The sequence below is a fragment of the Enterococcus sp. DIV1537a genome (assembly GCF_051712085.1).
Taxonomy (GTDB): domain Bacteria; phylum Bacillota; class Bacilli; order Lactobacillales; family Enterococcaceae; genus Enterococcus; species Enterococcus faecalis.
Window position 1 is genome coordinate 540,977 of sequence record NZ_JBIOOE010000001.1, and the last position, 20,030, is coordinate 561,006.

A 20,030-nucleotide genomic window follows, 5' to 3' on the forward strand; every position below is an offset into this window, starting at 1 on the left:
AATGATGAATTATGAAATTTTTTTAAATAAAGAAGATCAACGAAGTTATTCCTTGCTAAGGCATTTAGAAGAAAGTCCCACGCTATCAGGTACTTTTATTGCACTTCGCGAAGAATTATCAATGTCGAATTTTTTAGTCAAAAAAACATTAGAAAAATTAAAAGCAGATATTGACAATCTAAAGTTAAGCGACAGCTTAACTTTAGTCGTTTCTGATGTAGATGTTACACTTGAAATTGATGGAAACTATTCAAGTAAACTTTTGCTCACGAAATACTTAACAGAATCGCTCTCTTTTAAATTAGTGTTGTCTTACTTTAGAGGAAATTATAGTTTGACAAAGTTTGCTGAATGTAATCATGTCAGCACCTCTGTGGCGTATAGTACCTTACAGCGGCTAAAAAAAGCCTTAAAGGAGTATCAGATCTATTTTAGTAAGCGGGAAATTGTCGGCAATCAAAAAGCAATTTCATTTTTTTTGTATAAATTGTTCACGCTTTCCAATCAACCAATTTCCGAACTATATTCGGTAAAAGTTTATAATGAAGCGAAACGTGTATTACAGTCTGTTGAGTTAAACTATACTTTCACCACCTATGAGCGACGCAATTTTTTCCATTATTTAGCTATTATGATTAACAACGAAGGACGTGCGGTGGAAGGGATCGATACGCGTGCACTGAATACATTTTCAGAGGAACTAATAAAAAAATCGCAATTGGCATGGGCATTGGCTTCAAAATCATTAACGTATACGATTGTTTTTTTCTTGTATTTGCATGGCAAACTAGAGAAAAAATATGTCATTCACGAAGATCCTACGATTGAAAGCCTAACTCGTGTTTTCATTGGAAGTTTTGAAAAAGCATTTAATTGTTTAGAGGAGTCAACAAGGAATACTCTAGAAGAAGGGTTAGCAATTATTCATTTCAATGTTATTTACTTTCCGATTAATATGTTTGACGATTTTGAAATGGATTTACAGTTTTTTAAGCAAACATATCCGGAATTTTATTTTTATTTAATTGAATATATTCGTTGGTTAACAGCAAAACATAAAAAAATTGCGAAAGCCAATCACTGTTTGTTTTTTAACTATCTATTGTTGCTAATTAATCATGTTCCGGTTCATTTAATTGCAGAGCCAGCCAAGGTCCTAATGGATTTTTCTTATGGAAAAGAGTATAACCAATTCATCAAAAAAAATTTATCCGTCTATGTGAATTTAAATGTAGAAATTATTGACCCGTTATCAGATACCTTACCAGATGTGGTGATTACCAATTTAAATAACTTGTATCAAGAAGAACAGAGTAAAGTTATGGTTTGGCTGGATCCACCTCGTTCGATTGATTGGGTCAATTTAACGCAATCATTATTGACTATTCAAGAAGAAAAATATCAACAACAAAAAGAATCGACAAAGACAAGCGGTGATCCTATCGAATAGAATCATCGCTTGTCTTTGTGTTTAAGTCTTTACAAAATCACCCAAGTGTTTTATAATATGAATATACATTCATATGAATAGAAAAACATTGATAAGGAGGCGCATAACAATGTCAAAACAAACAGGTGCACACACACATGAAGAAAAAGGTAAAAACGTTCCAGTTATTCTCTTTTTTACAGGATTGGCTCTTTTCTTTATCGGTTTATTTTTAGGGAACATGCTCTTAGTGAAAAATATTCTTTTCTCGTTAGCTGCTATTTTAGCTGGTTATCATATTATTGGGGAAGGCTTTGGAGATACGTATCGGGATACGAAAAACAATCGAAAGTTTTCGCCTAATATTCATTTGTTAATGACCTTAGCTGCAGTTGGTTCAGCATTAATGGGAAGTTTTGAAGAATCAGCATTGTTGATTTTGATTTTTGCGGCGGCGCATTTCCTTGAAGATTATGCTCAAGGCAAAAGCCAACGTGAAATTACAAAACTATTAAATTTAAATCCAACAGAAGCTCGCCTGATAACAGACGACGGCTCAATTCAAACTGTGTCAGTTGAACAATTGAAGATTGGTGACCGCGTGCAAGTCCTCAATGGTGCGCAAATCCCGACAGATGGCGTCGTGATTGAAGGAAGTACCGCTGTGGATGAATCATCTATTAATGGGGAAAGTATTCCCAAAGAAAAAAATAGTGGGGACCCAGTTTTTGGTAGTACCATGAACGGTTCAGGCACAATTGTTGTTGAAGTAACGAAAGATAGTTCAGAAACAGTTTTTGCAAAAATCGTACAGCTCGTGAACCAATCACAAGAAAATCAATCAGAAATTGCAAGCAAAATTAAACGATTTGAACCGAAATATGTCACACTAGTTTTAGCAGTTTTTCCACTAATTGTTTTAGGTGGCGCATTGCTTTTCCAATTGACTTGGGCTGAAAGTTTTTACAGAGGCTTGGTCTTCTTAATTGCTGCCTCACCTTGTGCACTAGCAGCGAGTGCCGTTCCGGCAACTTTATCAGGAATTTCCAATTTAGCAAAACAAGGCGTTTTGTTTAAAGGTGGCTCATTCTTATCAAATTTAGCTGAAGTGAAAGCACTCGCTTTTGATAAAACAGGCACGCTAACAAAAGGCAAACCTGAGGTAACAGATTATCTTTTTGTTGATGGCTTAGAAGATCGCCAAGACGAATTAGTAGCTGTTTTAACAAATATGGAGAAAAAATCCAATCATCCATTGGCGACGGCGATTGTTAATCGCTTTGAAGTAGAAACAACGGCTTTAAATTTAGAAGTAGAAAATATTGTTGGGGTGGGTTTAGTAACGACCATTGCAGACACAACTTTTAGAATTGGTAAACCATCTAGTTTCGAACAAGTGCCAACAATCATTGAGAAGCAAACAACGAAATTAGCGAGTGAAGGCAAAACGGTAGTGTACTTTGCTGAAAATGAACAAGTGATTGGTTTAGTGGCATTGATGGATGTTCCTAATGAAGAAGCAATGAACGCCATTCACTATTTCAAGTCACAGAATATTGAAACAACAATGATTACAGGAGATGCAAAACTTACGGGTGAAGCAGTTGGCCGCTTAGTAGGCGTGGATCAAGTTTATGCTAATGTTTTGCCTGAGGAAAAATCAGCGATTGTTGATCAATTAAAACGCGAAGTAGGAATGACAGGGATGGTTGGTGATGGCATTAATGATGCACCGGCTTTAGTGAATGCTGATATCGGAGTGGCAATGGGGGATGGTACAGACATTGCTATCGATGTTGCAGACGTGGTAGTGATGAAAAATGATCTTTCTAAATTAGGCTATGCTCATCGTGTCTCAAAACGCTTGAATAAAATTGTGCAGCAAAATATTATTTTTTCAATGTTAGTGGTAGCAACGTTGATTATCTTGAACTTTTTAGGTATTGCGAATATCGCATTTAGCGTACTTATTCATGAAGGAAGTACCTTAGTGGTCATTTTTAATGGCTTGCGTTTATTAGTTAATACAAAATAAGTCAAATAGTCACTTGCAAGAAAGGAGAGAAAGCGATGAATTCTTTAAAAATGATTGAACTTTCTCTCACCGACGTTGTCATTCGGATGGCTCTAGCCGTGGTTTTTGGAGCTTTGATTGGGTTAGAAAGAAGTATTAAAAGAAAAGGCTTCGGTATCAGTAGTAATGCCATTTTATGTTTGGCCTCTTGTACGATTTCCATTTTACAGATTCAATCGGTGGATATTTTAGTCGATGTGGTGAAACAAAATAGCGCCTTGGCGTCCATTATTTCTATGGATATTACACGATATGGCGCCCAAGTGATTAGTGGTGTAGGCTTTCTCGGTGCGGGGATTATCGTTTTTAGAGAAAGGAAAGTCTCTGGGTTAACGACAGCAGTAATGATGTGGAATGTTACTATTATTGGTTTAGTCATTGGGATGGGCTTTTTAACCATTGCATTTATCAATCTCGGGGCAACTTTGCTAGTATTAGCTCTGGCCCATTTTAAACGAAAGACTCCTTTAAAACGATTGCAGCTTATCGTAAAAATGAAGGAACCTATGATTAAAGAAAGCCGACTGCATGAACAACTTCAAGTTTCTTTAGAAAAAGGGGAGCGCTTAGTAGAATTGACTTTGGAATCCGAACAAGAGGCAGTGACAGCAAAGATTTCTTATGTAGGCAAAGAAGATTTCTGGCATTCCAACTTGCACCATCTCTTGAAAGAAAAAGGGCACGTTCAATCTGTCTCTGTCACGGAAACAATTTAACCATAAAATAAAGCACTTGGGCGCTAGCGCGCGCCAAGTGCTTTTGTTTAAATATTTAATACTTTATCTAAGAAATCTTTTGTTCGAGGGTTTTGAGGATTTTCAAAGACTTGCTCTGGCGAACCATCTTCTAGGAAGTTACCGCCATCAATGAACATTACTCGGTTAGCCACTTCTTTTGCAAAGCCCATTTCGTGAGTAACTATGACCATTGTCATTCCTTGTTTTGCTAAATCTTTCATTACACCAAGAACATCGCCAACCATTTCTGGATCAAGAGCTGATGTTGGCTCATCGAAAAGCATAATATCAGGATTCATCGCTAACGCACGTGCAATTGCGACACGTTGTTTTTGACCACCAGATAAAGAATCTGGATAGGCATCTTTTTTATCTGCCAATCCAACACGTTCTAAAAGTTCTAACGCTTTTTTCTCCGCTTCGTCTTTTGACAAGCGACCTAAATCGGTTGGTGCTAAAACAATATTTTCTAAAATAGATAAATGTGGAAACAAATTGAAATGTTGGAAAACCATGCCGATATGTTGACGGACTTGGTTGATGTCCGTATTTTTATCTGTCAAGTTCGCACCATCAATAATAATGTCTCCGCTAGAAGCTTCTTCTAATTGATTCAAGCAACGTAAAAAAGTACTTTTACCAGAACCAGAAGGACCGATGACGCAGACTACGTCGCCTTCGTTAATAGAAACATTAATGTCGTTTAAGACCGTGTTGTCACCATATTTTTTTACTAAATGTTCAACTAAGATTTTTTCAGTCATATTAGTTCACCTTCTTTTCAAGGTTTTTCGCTAATTTAGTTAAACTAGTAATTAAAATTAAGTAGATTAACGCAATAACGAAGTAAACCATTGTACTTTGTAATGTCCGAGCAACAATAATTTTTCCTGTTTGTAGTAGTTCGATTAAGCCAATTGCTGAAAGGATAGTTGTATCTTTCAATGAAATAACAAATTGGTTAATGAAGGAAGGAATCATAATGCGAATCGCTTGTGGTAAAATAATTTTTTGCATTGTCCGATTATAGGAAAGACCTAAACTTCTTGAAGCTTCCATTTGGCCAACTGGAACAGCTTTGATTCCGCCGCGCACAATTTCAGAAATATAGGCACTGGCATTTAAAGTTAATGTGATAATCCCAGCAATGAAGACCGGGATATTAAAGCCAAGCACACCAGGTAATCCGAAATAGATGAAGAACGCTAAGACCATTAAAGGAATTCCACGAATTAAATCAACATAAATGGTTGAAAGTACACGTAATGCTTTGATTGGTGAAACGCTGAATAATCCGAAAATAACGCCGACAATTAAAGCAAGTACGAAGGAAATCAACGTTAATAGAATCGTCATCCATAAACCGTGTAACAATTGTTTCCAGTTGTTTTGCATGAAGCCAACAAACGTAGATTCGTCAGCTGTTTCTTCTTTGGCTTCGTTGCCATCTTTCACGTAAGTGCCGATAATTTTATCGTATTCACCTGTACGTTTCATTTCTTTTAAGCCTTCGTTAAACATTTCAAGTAGTTCAGGATTTTGCCCTTTTTTGACAGCAAAACCGTAAGAACCACCTTTTTCACGAGGAATTGGTGTCGCTAGTGGTTGATTTTGCGCAACCCCGTAGCCAATGACAGGATAATCATCCATCATGGCATCAACTTCGCCAATTTCTAATGCACTGTATAATGCATCAGTTGTGTCTAAATACTTAATTGAGTAATCATATTTCTTTTTATTTTTTTCTAAGAAATCAGCACTTTCAGTACCAATTTTTACGCCGACTTTTTTGCCTTTTAAATCATCATACGATTTAATTTTGTCATTGCCTTTTTTGACCGCAATTTGAATGCCGCTATCAAAGTAAGGAACAGAGAAGTCGAAGGCTTTTTTACGATCATCCGTAATCGTCATGCCTGCAACCATCCCATCTGCTTGACCAGATTCAACAGCTTGGACAGCAGAACTAAAACCAATAAATTTAAATTCAACAGTAAAACCTTGCAATTCAGCTGCACGTTTGACTAAATCTACATCAATTCCGACATAATCGCCTTGGGCATTTTGAAACTCAAACGGAGCAAACGTAGAATCACTAGCAATCACATATTTCTCTTTTTTAGGAGTGATTTTTTTCATCTGTTCGCCAGCGTCTTGTGTGTTTGTTTCATCACCTGTCGCTAAGTAGTTGTTTAAAATTTTATCATAAGTACCATTGTCTTTAAGATTTTTCAAACCAGCGTTGAACTTTTTGATTAATTCAGGGTTTTGACCTTTTTTCACTGCGAAACCATAAGAACTGCCTGTTTCTTTATCGCCAACTAATTGTAATTTTTGGCCATTTTTCACTGCGTAGCCCAATACAGGATAATCATCAACGATTGCATCCGCTTCGCCGTTTTCTAAGGCTTTATAAAGACCCGTTGCATCGTCAAAATTTTTGATGGTGTAGTCATATTTCTCTTTATTTTTTTCAAGGAAATTGGCACTTTCAGTTCCAACTTTAGCCGCAACCGTTTTGCCTTTTAAATCATCATATGATTTAATTTTGTCGTTTCCTTTTTTAACCGCTAATTGTAAACCGCTATCGAAGTATGGATCTGAAAAATCAAAGGATTTTTTTCGCTCATCCGTAATACTCATTCCAGCAATCATGCCATCAATTTGTTTAGATTGAATCGCTTGGACTGCACTATCGAAGCCTAATGGTTTTAAATCCACTTCAAAACCTTGATCTTTGGCAATCGCATCTAATAAATCAACGTCAATACCAATGTATTTTCCTTTTGAGTCTTGGAATTCAAAAGGGGCGAATGTTAAATCCGTTCCAATTGTATATTTCTTTCCTTCTGCATGTGCTGAAGTGCCACTAATGAATGTTAGCAGAGTTACCATCATCACAAAGAAAGAAAGTAAAAAGTGTTTCCTTTTCATAAAATACCTCCTAGTTTTGCATATTGAACAATTATATAGTAAGAAATAGGAAGCTGACAAGTATTTGAACGCTAAAAAGAGAAAAAAACTCTAATTTCCTTACATTGCATGTTATAAAATGTGACATAAAAATTAAGAACAAAAGATTAAGATCAGTTGAAGTCCGAAACAGCAAAAGTGGCGAAAATATGTTCGGTATGTTAAACTAATAAGTGGACATTCTGCCAGAATGGGCCGATAATTTAAGAGAAATTAGACACTTTGAGGGGGAGTTATAAATGATCGAAAGAGAAACTTCCAATACCTTTCATTTGGCTTCTAAATATGAGCCTGCCGGAGATCAGCCAGCCGCTATTGCTGAACTAGTTGACGGTGTCAAAGGTGGAGAAAAAGCTCAAATTTTACTTGGAGCGACCGGAACAGGTAAAACATTTACAATCTCTAATGTGATTCAAGAAGTGAACAAACCAACATTAGTGATTGCACATAATAAAACACTAGCTGGACAATTATACGGGGAATTTAAAGAATTTTTCCCAGATAATGCGGTCGAGTATTTTGTCAGTTACTATGATTATTATCAACCAGAAGCATATGTACCCTCAAGTGATACATATATTGAAAAAGATTCCAGTATTAATGATGAAATTGATAAACTACGCCATTCAGCGACAAGTTCTTTATTGGAACGAAACGATGTCATCGTGGTAGCATCAGTTTCTTGTATTTTTGGTTTAGGGGATCCGCGGGAATACAGTCAACAAGTTGTTTCATTACGTGTGGGAATGGAAATGGATCGTAATGAGTTACTAAAAAGCTTAGTCGATATTCAATTCGAACGAAATGATATTGATTTTCAACGGGGGCGTTTTCGTGTCCGCGGTGATGTGGTTGAGATATTCCCAGCTTCACGGGATGAGCATGCGCTACGTGTTGAATTTTTCGGAGACGAAATTGATCGAATTCGTGAAGTAGATGCGTTAACGGGTGAAATTGTCGGCGAAACAGAGCATGTCGCTATTTTTCCGGCAACACACTTCGTGACGAACGAAGAACATATGGAACACGCCATATCGCAGATCCAAGAAGAATTAGAGGCACGTTTGAAAGTGCTTCGCAGTGAAAACAAATTATTGGAAGCCCAACGTTTGGAACAGCGAACTAACTATGATATTGAGATGATGAGAGAGATGGGCTATACGTCAGGGATTGAGAATTACTCTCGACATATGGACGGTCGCCAAGAAGGAGAGCCGCCGTATACGCTGTTGGACTTTTTCCCAGATGACTTCTTACTTGTAATCGATGAGTCTCATGTAACAATGCCGCAAATTAGAGGAATGTATAATGGCGACCGAGCACGGAAACAAATGTTAGTGGACTATGGTTTCCGTTTACCAAGTGCACTTGATAACCGACCGCTTCGTTTAGAAGAATTTGAACAACATGTAAACCAAATTGTTTATGTATCGGCAACACCAGGCCCTTATGAAATGGAACAAACAGAGACGGTTGTTCAACAAATCATTCGACCAACAGGTTTACTAGATCCAGAAGTAGAAATCCGCCCAATTATGGGTCAAATTGATGACTTGGTGGGCGAAATTCATGAACGGATCGAAAAAGATCAGCGAGTGTTTGTCACAACCTTAACGAAGAAAATGGCCGAAGATTTAACCGACTATTTCAAAGAATTAGGCTTAAAAGTTAAATATTTGCATAGTGATATAAAAACACTGGAAAGAACGGAGATTATTCGCGATTTACGATTAGGCGAATTTGATATTCTAATTGGTATTAACTTATTACGTGAAGGAATCGATGTGCCAGAAGTTTCCTTAATTGCGATTCTAGATGCGGATAAAGAAGGCTTCTTACGTAGTGAACGCTCATTAGTGCAAACGATGGGACGGGCTGCCCGGAACGCTGAAGGAAAAGTCATTATGTATGCAGATAAAATCACCGATTCGATGCAACGAGCTATGGATGAAACGGCACGACGTCGGGCAATCCAAGAAGCATATAATGAAGAACATGGCATTGAACCAAAAACAATTATTAAAGAAATTCGTGATTTGATTTCTATTTCCAAAACAGCTGATAAAGATGAAACAGTGGTTCAATTGGATAAATCATATGAAGATTTATCAAGACAAGAAAAAGCTGATTTATTAATGAAACTTGAAAGAGAAATGAAGGATGCGGCCAAAGCATTAGACTTCGAAACTGCAGCCACATTACGAGATACCATTCTTGAATTGAAAGCTGCCAAATAAGTCAACCAACGGATTAAGTAAAAGATACGATGAACCATCGTATCTTTTACTAATCTTTTCTCTATAGAATGACTTGAAATGATTTGACGTAAGAGATTTAGTAAAAGGAGAACATATATGGCAAATGATAAAATTGTGATTCATGGTGCACGCGCCCATAACTTAAAAAATATTGATGTCACGATTCCTCGTGACAAAATGGTTGTTGTAACTGGACTATCTGGTTCTGGCAAAAGTTCATTAGCGTTTGATACGCTATACGCAGAAGGGCAACGACGTTATGTAGAGAGTCTCTCTGCTTATGCGCGACAATTTTTGGGACAGATGGATAAACCAGATGTTGACAGCATCGATGGTTTAAGTCCAGCTATTTCAATTGACCAAAAGACGACAAGTAAAAACCCGCGCTCAACGGTGGGGACGGTCACGGAAATCAATGATTATTTACGATTGTTATTTGCTCGGGTAGGTCATCCAATTTGTCCTAACGATCATATTGAAATTACCAGTCAGTCTGTTGAACAGATGGTTGATAAAGTCTTAGAGCTACCAGAGCGAACAAAAATTCAAATTTTGGCGCCTGTTGTGGTCAAGAAAAAAGGCCAACATAAAAAAGTGTTTGAAATGATCCAACGTGAAGGGTATGTCAGAATGCGGGTGGATGGTGAAACCTATGATGTTAGTGAGGCACCAGAACTTGAAAAAAATAAAAAACATGATATTGCGATTGTGATTGACCGTATCGTTGTGAAAGAAGGTATTCGCTCTCGCTTGTTTGATTCGTTTGAAGCGGCTTTGCGTTTAGCTGAAGGTTACGCAATTGTTGATGTGATTGGTCAAGAAGAGATGTTGTTTAGTGAACATTATGCTTGTCCTTATTGTGGGTTCACAGTCGGTGAATTGGAACCGCGCTTGTTTTCATTTAATGCACCATTTGGCGCTTGTCCCGATTGTGATGGTTTAGGTGTTAAATTAGAAGTGGACAAAGACTTAGTGATTCCAGATCCCACTAAAACCTTGAGAGAAGGAGCCATTGTTCCGTGGAACCCTATTAGTTCTCAATATTATCCACAAATGTTGGAACAAGCAGCCACCAGTTTTGGGATTGATATGGATACGCCGTTTGAAGAATTACCTGCAGACCAACAAGAAATTATTTTAAATGGTTCTGGCGAGAAAAACTTTCATTTTCATTATGAAAATGACTTTGGTGGTGTTCGTGATGTGGAAGTACCATTTGAAGGGATTTTAAAAAATATTAAACGACGTTATCATGAAACAAATAGCGATTTTACACGAGATCAAATGCGGTTATACATGACAGAATTGACTTGTCGAAGCTGTCAAGGGTATCGTTTGAATCCGCAAGCTTTAGCTGTAAAAATCAATGGCACGCACATTGGTGAAGTCAGTGAATTAGCAATAAAAAATGCGGTCCAATTTTTTGAAGGTGTGTCTTTATCTGAACAAGAAACAACGATTGCTCGGCCAATTTTAAAAGAAGTCGAAGATCGGTTAACCTTCTTAAAAAATGTCGGGTTAGATTACTTAACCTTAAGTCGAGCTGCCGGCACACTTTCTGGCGGAGAAGCACAAAGAATTCGCTTAGCAACACAAATTGGATCAAACTTATCAGGCGTCCTTTACATTTTAGATGAACCATCAATTGGTTTGCATCAACGAGATAACGACCGCTTGATTGACTCATTGAAAAAAATGCGGGACTTAGGCAATACATTAATTGTGGTGGAACATGATGAAGATACAATGATGGCTTCGGATTACTTGATTGATGTGGGACCTGGCGCTGGACATCTGGGCGGTGAAATTGTAGCCGCTGGTACGCCGGAAGAGGTTGCTAAAAATCCGCATTCATTGACCGGGCAATATCTTTCTGGGAAAAAAGTGATTCCTGTACCAAAAGAACGTCGCAAAGGTAATGGCAAAACGATCAAAGTCACTGGTGCCAGTGAAAATAATTTAAAAAATGTCAGTGTTGAATTTCCGCTGGGTGAATTTGTTGCTGTCACAGGCGTTTCAGGTTCAGGGAAAAGTACTTTAGTCAATCAAATTTTGAAAAAAGCTCTGGCCCAAAAATTAAATCGTAATTCCAATAAACCTGGGAAACACAAAAGTATCACTGGTTATGAAGCCATTGAAAAGATTGTTGACATTGACCAAAGTCCAATTGGTCGAACACCAAGAAGTAATCCAGCGACTTATACTAGTGTTTTTGATGACATTCGCGATTTGTTTGCCCAAACAAATGAAGCCAAGGTTCGTGGCTATAAAAAAGGCCGCTTTAGTTTTAACGTCAAAGGTGGCCGTTGTGAAGCTTGTCGCGGGGATGGTATCATCAAAATTGAAATGCACTTTTTACCTGATGTCTATGTGCCTTGCGAAGTTTGTCATGGCAAACGTTATAATTCTGAGACGTTAGAAGTTCATTATAAAGGCAAAAACATTTCTGATATTTTAGATATGACGGTGGAAGATGCCGTAGAATTTTTCAAACATATCCCTAAAATTCATCGTAAATTGCAAACAATTGTGGATGTAGGCTTAGGCTATGTGACATTGGGGCAGCCAGCAACTACTTTATCTGGTGGGGAAGCACAGCGGATGAAGCTAGCGAGTGAACTTCATAAAAATTCTAATGGGAAAAACTTTTATATTCTGGATGAACCAACAACAGGCTTGCATACCGATGATATTGCGCGGTTGCTTCTAGTATTAGAGCGTTTAGTGGAAGCGGGCAATACCGTTTTAGTGATTGAACATAACTTGGATGTCATCAAATCTGCGGATCATGTGATTGATCTAGGGCCAGAAGGTGGCGACGGTGGTGGGACGATCGTGGCGACAGGAACACCAGAAGAAGTTGCTAAAGTCAAAGACAGTTACACAGGATATTATTTAAAACGTGTTCTGAAATAAACATTAATGATTAGATAAAGAACCTTGTTTTTATGGGAAACAAGGTTCTTTTATTATAAAATAACAAAAAAATTTTAATGAAAATTAAAAATAAATGTTGACTTAATGTGTAATTAAAAGATATACTATGTTTGTTAACAAAATAACAATGAACACGAAGGGAAGTCTTAAATGAAAAACAAAAAAATAACAACAAGTTTATTAACAGCAGGAATGGTCTTAGCTATCGGAATCACACCTTTTGTACATAGTAACACAATGGAAGCAGCGACTTTAATTTCACAATCAGACCATGAAAAAGTAATGAGCTTTACCAAGAAAGACTTAAAAGAAGCAACGGGCATTCAATTGGAGCCGGCGACAGTACAAGCCGTTCATCAGGAATTAAAGCAACAAATCACCTGGGAAACATTAGGCTATTCCACAATTGATGCGCAAAATATTGCGACACGTTTTACACAAAATACATATCAGGCTCTGGGGATTTTAACAGATATCGCCAACCATTCAGACCTTCAATTGAAAGTCGTTACCATTAATAATCCCTATCTAGCAACAGCTAAAATTGGCACCTTTAAGTGGGAAACCGTAACTCCTGAAGTTGGTGGGGACCATGAAACAGCAGACAATGAACTAACCACACCGACACCAACTGTTGCCAGTCTTCAAGAGATTGACGTAGAAATTGAATACGACGAAAATGAAATTGAGTTCACCTATGAAATAAAATCGAACGGAACAATTGAAGCAACGTATGAAGATGAATCTGCTAATTTAGAATTAGAAGGTAAGGCAGCACAAGACAAAATCATGACTCTTTTAGATGGATTGTCAATCAAAACAGCTACAAATGAACAAATTAAAGAACACATTACGAAAAAGTTAGCCGTGAATGAACAAGTAAAACAATTTGAGTTTGAAGCTAATTTTACTGATAAAACAGAAATTGAGTTTGTATTAAAATAACACAGAGTTATATAGTATAATTCAGCAATTAAAACAGCATTGACAAAAATGTCAATGCTGTTTTTCTATGAAAGAATAGAAATCTTTATAAGAATGATTGAAAAGCTTTCTTTGATACGCCCGGGGTGTTATAATATAGTGATGCAAGTGAAGGGAGTGTTGAATATGCCAGAAAATTTACAACTGGTTATTATTACAGGAATGAGTGGCGCTGGAAAAACAGTCGCTGTTCAAAGCTTTGAAGACATGGGCTATTTCTGTATCGACAATTTACCACCAAGCTTAATCCCAAAATTTTGGGAATTAATTAAAGAATCTGGAAAAGTTACCAAGATTGCGTTAGTGATCGATTTACGTTCACGGACCTTCTTTAGAGAAATTCAGGATATGTTAGTCGAACTTGAAAATACTAATTTTATTGATACAACGATTTTATTTTTAGATGCCACCGATGAAGAGTTGGTTTCTCGTTATAAAGAGACACGCCGTGCGCATCCAATGGCGATGGATGGTTTAGTGACAGAAGGTATTCGTAAAGAACGTGCAATGCTGGAAGAAATCAAGGCGGATGCTCAGTTGGTCATTGACACTACGGACTTGTCCCCTCGTCAATTGCGGGAACGTTTGAATAAAGAACTAGCAACGAGAGAGACACACGAATTTCGAGTGGAAATGGTGTCCTTCGGCTTTAAATATGGCTTGCCGATTGATGCAGATATCGTTATGGATGTTCGCTTTTTACCTAACCCCCATTATATTGATGAACTACGGCCGTTAACTGGAATGGATCAACCTGTTTATGATTATGTGATGGCCTTCCCAGAAACAGATGAATTTTATACAAAATTTATCGATTTACTGCGAACAGTCTTACCTGGATATAAAAAAGAAGGTAAAAGTAGCGTCACCATTGCAATTGGCTGTACTGGCGGACAACATCGCTCTGTTGCATTGACAGAACGTGTTGGCGCTGAATTAAAAGAGGAAGATTACCATGTAAATATTACCCACCGCGACCGCTTAAAAAGAAAAGAAACGGTTAATCGCTCTTAATGAAAACCTATCGAATTCGTAAACCGAAGATCGTGGTTGTTGGTGGTGGAACAGGCTTGCCAGTAATTTTAAAAAGTTTAAGAAATCAAAGTGTTGATATTACTGCCGTCGTAACGGTCGCTGATGATGGCGGTAGTAGTGGCGAGCTTCGTTCCTCTATTAATAACATGACACCTCCGGGAGATTTAAGAAATGTTTTAGTGGCATTGTCAGATATGCCACAATTATATGAAGATATTTTTCAATATCGTTTTGATAAATCAGATAGTCATTTTGCCAATCATGCAATCGGTAATTTAATCATTGCTGCTGTCTCGGAAATGAGAGGAAGTACGTATGAAGCGATTCAATTGCTTTCAAAAATGATGCATGTTGATGGACGGATTTATCCATCATCAGAACGGCCATTAACGTTACATGCCGTATTTAAAGATGGCTCAGTGGCGGTGGGAGAATCAAAAATTGCACTGGATCGCAAGACGATTGACCATGTGTTTGTGACAAATACACACGGAGAAGAACAGCCAAGAGCTGCGCGCAAAGTCGTCAAAGCAATTGAAGAAGCAGACATGGTCGTGTTAGGACCAGGGAGTCTTTTTACAAGTATTTTACCTAATTTAGTTATTACAGAAATTGGTGAAGCCATCAAACAAACGGCAGCGGAAGTAGTCTATATTTGTAACATCATGACCCAAAAAGGGGAAACGGAACATTTTACGGATGCCGATCATGTTCGTGTCTTAAACGAGCATCTACAAGCGCAGTTTGTTGATACAGTGCTGGTTAACACAGAAAAAGTACCAGAAAATTACATGGATCCTGAAATTTATGATGAATATTTGGTTCAAGTAAAGCATGATTTTCAAGGATTACGTGAAGAAGGATGCCGAGTCATTTCGACAGACTTTTTAGAATTAAGAGATGGCGGAGTTTTTCATGATGGGGAAAAAGTTGTTGAAGAACTTTTCCGTATCGTATTTGGAACGAAATATTAATTAATCAAAAGAATCAAGAGAGGAGGAGCTTAGATGTCTTTTGCCTCGGATGTTAAAAAAGAGTTAACTGGTTTAGAAGTCCATCGAGAACACGCGAAAGCAGAATTAGCAGCATTAATTCGGATGAACGGCTCACTTAGCTTAGTTAATCAACAGTTTGTCTTGAATGTACAAACGGAAAATGCTGCAATTGCTCGTCGAATGTATTCATTGCTGAAAGATCATTACCATGCACAAGCAGAATTATTAGTTCGTAAAAAAATGAAACTAAAGAAAAATAATGTTTACATTGTGCGTCTAAAACAAGATACACAAAAAATTCTAGCTGATTTGGATATTATGGATGGGGTCGTTTTTAATGGCAATGTGTCAAATGAAATCATGGGTAACGCGCAAAAAATGCGTTCCTATTTACGCGGGGCCTTTATGGCTTCTGGCTCAGTTAATAATCCGGAAACAAGTCGCTATCATTTAGAAATTTTTTCAATTTATGAAGAACACAATAATGATATTTGTAAAATGTTGAATTACTATGACTTAAACGCTCGAACATTGGGACGCCGAAATGGGTATATTTGTTATTTAAAAGGTGCTGAAAAAATTGCCGACTTTTTAACATTAATTGGTGCCACTAACTCTATGTTGAAATTTGAAGATGTCCGGATTGTCCGTGATATGCGGAATTCAGTAAATCGTTTAGTAAATTGCGAAACAGCGAATTTAAATAAAACCATTGATGCGGCTTCAAAACAAATTGAAAATATTCAATTTATTGAAAGTACAGTAGGGCTGACGTCATTACCGGAGAAACTTCAGGAAATCGCAGAATTACGGTTAGAGTATCCGGAAGTTAGTCTCAAAGAACTAGGGGAAATGATTCCTTCAGGAGCTATTTCTAAGTCAGGTATTAATCATCGTATTCGAAAAATTAATGAATTTGCAGAAAAATTACGAGAAAAAAGTGCGTAATTTTTCTACTCCAGAAGTGAAGAATAACATTTCCGTTTGAAGTGCTATCCTTCACTTTTTCTTTAAGCGTGTAAAAAAATTAAAGTGTGCAAAAAGTGTGTAGCGCTGAAATGTAGTGTTGTCCTGTGTTTTAAAGAAACGACGTTGGCACGAATGTTGCATGTAATAAAATGCAAGCGATTACTTATTGCTGTTTTTAACTAAAACATTAAAAACTATTGGAGGGGTCAAAATGGTTCAACGATTAATTAGTGCAAATGCATCAGAAATCAAACGGATGTCAAAAGAAGAGCTGTTTCAGAGTATTAAAGCGAGCGAAGGGCGCGTAATTTTATCGGAAAATGTGGTAGTTCATCCATCCGTAGCAGGTGATATCACTTGTGCGGAAATGTCAAAAGCATATGGCGCAGACATGATTTTATTGAATGTTTTCGATGTTAATCAACCGATTGTAGTAGCCGCTTATGAAGGGCAATATACTGCGGAAACATGTGTCCCTAATGATGAGGTTGTTCATCGTTTGAAAGAACTAGTCGGTTTACCGATTGGCATGAATGTCGAACCTGTTGATGAAAATTTAGACTTAGCTTCAACGAGAGTTTCGATTGAACCAGGTAGAAAAGCATCGGCAGCTACTTTCAAAAAAGCCAATGAACTGGGTTTGGATTTTATCTTATTGACAGGTAATCCAGGAACTGGCGTGACCAACGACTTGATTGCTAAGAACGTGGCCTTAGCCAAAAAACATTTTGACGGCATCATTATTGCCGGAAAAATGCACAGTTCAGGCGTAGATGAACCAGTGGTCAGTTTAAAATCAGCTGAACAATTTATTGAAGCGGGTGCTGATATTGTCTTAGTCCCAGCAGTCGGCACGGTTTGGGGCATCACTGATCAACAAGTCAAAGAAGTCGTGGATTTTGCACATTCAAAAGGAAAATTAGTTATGAGTGCCATTGGAACTTCACAAGAAAGTGCTCAACCTGAAGTTATCCAAGCAATCGGCATTAGAAATAAAATTTTAGGCGTAGATATTCAACATATTGGCGATGCCAATATGGGCTTAGTTGGTATTGAAAATATTAAAGAGCTTTCTGATGCGATACGTGGGAAAAGACATACTGTTGCTAGAATGGCTCGTTCGATTAATCGTTAAAAAAGTGAACAGAGACACGAATTCAGAAAATTTGAATTCGTGTCTTATGATTTTTTTATTGAAAAACGGTATACTAAAAGAGAAATAAAGGTTTGAAAGGATGAGGTTTTTTTATGGATATTTCAGTAATTGATGCAACAAAAGTTAACACAGAAACAGGGCTTCACATTGGTGAGAGCAATGCCCCTGTCAAAATGATAGAATTTATCAATGTTCGCTGTCCTTATTGCAGAAAATGGTTTGAAGAGTCTGAGGAACTGTTAGCACAATCTGTCAAAAGTGGTAAAGTTGAACGTATCATTAAGTTGTTTGATAAAGAAAAAGAAAGTTTACAACGCGGCAATGTGATGCATCACTACATTGACTATTCAGCGCCTGAACAAGCACTGTCAGCATTGCATAAAATGTTTGCTACGCAAGATGAATGGGGAAACTTAACCTTAGAAGAAGTAGCGACGTATGCTGAAAAAAATCTGGGCTTAAAAGAACAAAAAGATGCAACGCTTGTTTCCGCAGTGATTGCTGAAGCCAATGCGGCGCACATTCAATTTGTACCAACGATCATCATTGGTGAGCATATCTTTGACGAAAGTGTCACTGAAGAAGAATTACGTGGATACATTGAAAAATAAAAAAAATGGAAACAGCGACTGTCGCTGTTTCCATTTTTTTATTTTTAATTTAAGGCGCTACTATTTTCCATTACTTCATCGATTAAACCATATTCTTTTGCTTGTTCGGCAGTCATATAGTTATCACGATCGGTATCACGTTCAATCACTTCAATTGGTTGGCCAGTTCGTTCAGCTAAAATTGAATTTAAACGTTGACGAGTGTCTAAAATGTGACGAGCAGCAATTTCAATTTCTGTTGCTTGCCCTTGAGCGCCACCAAGTGGTTGGTGAATCATGATTTCCGCATTTGGTAAAGCGAAACGTTTGCCTTTTTGACCAGCTGTTAATAAGAAGCTACCCATTGAAGCCGCCATTCCTAATACGATCGTTTGGACATCCGCTTTAACGAAATTCATGGTATCGAAAATCGCTAAACCTGCAGAAACGCTGCCACCAGGAGAGTTAATGTACAAGTAAATGTCTTTTTCTGAATCTTGGGCATCTAAGAATAATAACTGTGCAATCACTGAGTTTGCCACATTATCATCGATAGGGCCGCTTAGCATAATGATGCGGTCTTTTAATAAACGAGAGTAAATGTCATAAGCACGTTCACCGCGAGATGATTGTTCAATAACTGTTGGAATTAAATTCATAAGTAAATCCTCCTATATAAAGAAACTTTTAAAGTCATTCTATCACAAAGCACTTTGAATGCCTATGAAAAGTATACCTCTTTGGTCAATAAAGGTCAACGAAGTCGCTTGAAAAATTTTGTGTCATTTTTTATCCGAAACTTTTGGATTATGTTATACTAAAATGGAAAATTAGAAAAGAGCGAGGGGAAAAATATGTTTGTTTTTATCGCCGGAATGGTCGGTGTAATCGTCGGTGCGCTAATAGTCACAGCAAGTGCCGCCTTACATTCATCTTACAAAGAGCGAAAAGAAGTACGTTATCGTGAACTAGAACATTTGGTTAAAGAAATTGAATCATTGAATTTATTAAATAAAAAAGTCAAAGAAATTTTACAAAAGCGTGAATTATATATAGACAGATCAATTGAATACTTATCGATGGATGATTGTTTCATCAGCATCGATGATTTTATTTATTTGGAATCATTTTCTGCTCAAAATAATTTTTACTTACCGACGTACTTAATTGAAGAATTTTTCAAAAAAATTGCGCATCGTAAAGTCATTTTGACGGCCAGCGAAGTTGCTGAAATGGGTGGTCACACCTATAAAGGCGGCCGTGTTATTTTGGAAAATTTTTCAGACGAGATTTTAGCAATTATTGAAGATAAAAAACGTAAAATGCAGCGTTTGTCTAACGAACCACTTCATTATTTTAAAGCGATTAAATAAAAAAAGAACCAGCGTACCCGCTAATTTTTTGGGGTATCTGGTTCTTTTTCTTGTTGTTCCATATCGGTCATAGTGTCTTCAATTTCTTTATGTAAGAAATAAGAAATAACTGTACGGATGATTACCAAGGTTGCCAATTTCAAAATATCTTGAAAAGTTGGCTTGACAATGGATTCAATAATATCAGCAGCAATTAATATTTCTAAACTTAACAGAATGTAGCTACCAAGGAAGTTTTTGATGAACGTATTCATTTTGGTTAAGGTAAAGCGGCTTTGATTTTGTCGTTCACTTTTAATGAAATCTTTTCCTGCTAAACAAACACCCCAAACTAAAACAATAATCGAAAAAACATTCAGACCTAAAATACATAGCTCAAAAAGTGGGGTTAAAAGCATCATTAACTGATGGGGCCACTCATTCATCGTATTCACTCCTACCAAAAAGCCTTTTCTTTAACTATAACGAAACGGCTGACTAACGTCAAATATTGTTGAAATAAACGGGCTAAACTATTCAG

The 20,030-nt window shown here is 37.2% G+C and carries 16 protein-coding genes; 12 read left to right on the forward strand and 4 right to left on the reverse strand.

Features of this window, described 5'->3' with window-relative positions; all coding sequences use genetic code 11:
- Position 1: 1 nt before the first annotated feature.
- The 3 genes from IGJ41_RS02790 to IGJ41_RS02800 all read left to right on the forward strand — a co-directional run bounded on the left by IGJ41_RS02790 (position 2) and on the right by IGJ41_RS02800 (position 4,219).
- The gene (locus IGJ41_RS02790) at positions 2-1,450 is read left to right on the forward strand and encodes a helix-turn-helix domain-containing protein (RefSeq protein WP_438713836.1); all 1,449 of its coding nucleotides are present in this window, start codon (positions 2-4) and stop codon (positions 1,448-1,450) included.
- A 109-nt stretch (positions 1,451-1,559) separates the two neighbouring features.
- Positions 1,560-3,464 (forward strand): heavy metal translocating P-type ATPase, encoded by a 1,905-nt coding sequence (locus tag IGJ41_RS02795; protein WP_016627491.1) that lies wholly within the window; start codon positions 1,560-1,562, stop codon positions 3,462-3,464.
- 35 nt (positions 3,465-3,499) lie between these two features.
- Entirely contained in the window at positions 3,500-4,219 is a 720-nt protein-coding gene (locus tag IGJ41_RS02800) for an MgtC/SapB family protein (RefSeq protein ID WP_438713839.1), read from the forward strand.
- A gap of 47 nt (positions 4,220-4,266) precedes the next feature.
- Here IGJ41_RS02800 and IGJ41_RS02805 read toward each other — a convergent pair whose 3' ends face one another.
- Together IGJ41_RS02805 and IGJ41_RS02810 are read right to left on the reverse strand one after the other, a co-directional pair.
- The gene (locus IGJ41_RS02805) at positions 4,267-5,004 is read right to left on the reverse strand and encodes an amino acid ABC transporter ATP-binding protein (RefSeq protein ID WP_002355616.1); all 738 of its coding nucleotides are present in this window, start codon (positions 5,002-5,004) and stop codon (positions 4,267-4,269) included.
- Position 5,005: 1 nt separating this feature from the next.
- Complete coding sequence (locus tag IGJ41_RS02810; RefSeq protein WP_002355617.1) at positions 5,006-7,174, reverse strand: amino acid ABC transporter substrate-binding protein/permease; 2,169 nt, start codon at positions 7,172-7,174, stop codon at positions 5,006-5,008.
- Positions 7,175-7,452: 278 nt separating this feature from the next.
- Here IGJ41_RS02810 and uvrB point away from each other — a divergent pair, with 278 nt between their 5' ends.
- The 8 genes from uvrB to IGJ41_RS02850 all read left to right on the forward strand — a co-directional run bounded on the left by uvrB (position 7,453) and on the right by IGJ41_RS02850 (position 18,158).
- A complete protein-coding gene (uvrB, locus tag IGJ41_RS02815) occupies positions 7,453-9,450 on the forward strand; it encodes an excinuclease ABC subunit UvrB (protein WP_002355618.1) in 1,998 nt (665 codons plus the stop codon).
- Between the two features lie 117 nt (positions 9,451-9,567).
- Positions 9,568-12,387 (forward strand): excinuclease ABC subunit UvrA, encoded by a 2,820-nt coding sequence (gene uvrA, locus IGJ41_RS02820; protein ID WP_138818519.1) that lies wholly within the window; start codon positions 9,568-9,570, stop codon positions 12,385-12,387.
- 171 nt (positions 12,388-12,558) lie between these two features.
- The gene (locus IGJ41_RS02825) at positions 12,559-13,353 is read left to right on the forward strand and encodes a YusW family protein (RefSeq protein WP_153854079.1); all 795 of its coding nucleotides are present in this window, start codon (positions 12,559-12,561) and stop codon (positions 13,351-13,353) included.
- Between the two features lie 165 nt (positions 13,354-13,518).
- Positions 13,519-14,406, forward strand: a complete 888-nt coding sequence (gene rapZ / locus IGJ41_RS02830) for an RNase adapter RapZ (protein ID WP_438713842.1) — start codon at positions 13,519-13,521, stop codon at positions 14,404-14,406.
- Complete coding sequence (locus tag IGJ41_RS02835) at positions 14,406-15,401, forward strand: gluconeogenesis factor YvcK family protein (protein ID WP_002355627.1); 996 nt, start codon at positions 14,406-14,408, stop codon at positions 15,399-15,401. The genes rapZ and IGJ41_RS02835 overlap by 1 nt, the downstream gene beginning before the upstream one ends.
- Before the next feature lie 33 nt (positions 15,402-15,434).
- Positions 15,435-16,370, forward strand: coding sequence for a DNA-binding protein WhiA (gene whiA, locus IGJ41_RS02840; RefSeq protein WP_002358736.1), 936 nt, complete (start codon positions 15,435-15,437; stop codon positions 16,368-16,370).
- Between the two features lie 232 nt (positions 16,371-16,602).
- Complete coding sequence (locus tag IGJ41_RS02845) at positions 16,603-17,526, forward strand: DUF7916 family protein (RefSeq protein ID WP_002370765.1); 924 nt, start codon at positions 16,603-16,605, stop codon at positions 17,524-17,526.
- A gap of 113 nt (positions 17,527-17,639) precedes the next feature.
- Positions 17,640-18,158, forward strand: a complete 519-nt coding sequence (locus IGJ41_RS02850; RefSeq protein WP_002361283.1) for a DsbA family protein — start codon at positions 17,640-17,642, stop codon at positions 18,156-18,158.
- A gap of 44 nt (positions 18,159-18,202) precedes the next feature.
- Here the strand turns inward: IGJ41_RS02850 and clpP are convergent, their stop codons facing one another.
- Positions 18,203-18,796, reverse strand: coding sequence for an ATP-dependent Clp endopeptidase proteolytic subunit ClpP (clpP, locus tag IGJ41_RS02855; protein ID WP_002355633.1), 594 nt, complete (start codon positions 18,794-18,796; stop codon positions 18,203-18,205).
- Between the two features lie 195 nt (positions 18,797-18,991).
- Between clpP and IGJ41_RS02860 the strand changes: the two genes are divergently transcribed.
- A complete protein-coding gene (locus tag IGJ41_RS02860; RefSeq protein WP_002355635.1) occupies positions 18,992-19,510 on the forward strand; it encodes a hypothetical protein in 519 nt (172 codons plus the stop codon).
- Positions 19,511-19,530: 20 nt separating this feature from the next.
- Here the strand turns inward: IGJ41_RS02860 and IGJ41_RS02865 are convergent, their stop codons facing one another.
- Positions 19,531-19,935, reverse strand: coding sequence for a DUF1622 domain-containing protein (locus tag IGJ41_RS02865; protein ID WP_174114938.1), 405 nt, complete (start codon positions 19,933-19,935; stop codon positions 19,531-19,533).
- Positions 19,936-20,030 lie beyond the last annotated feature (95 nt).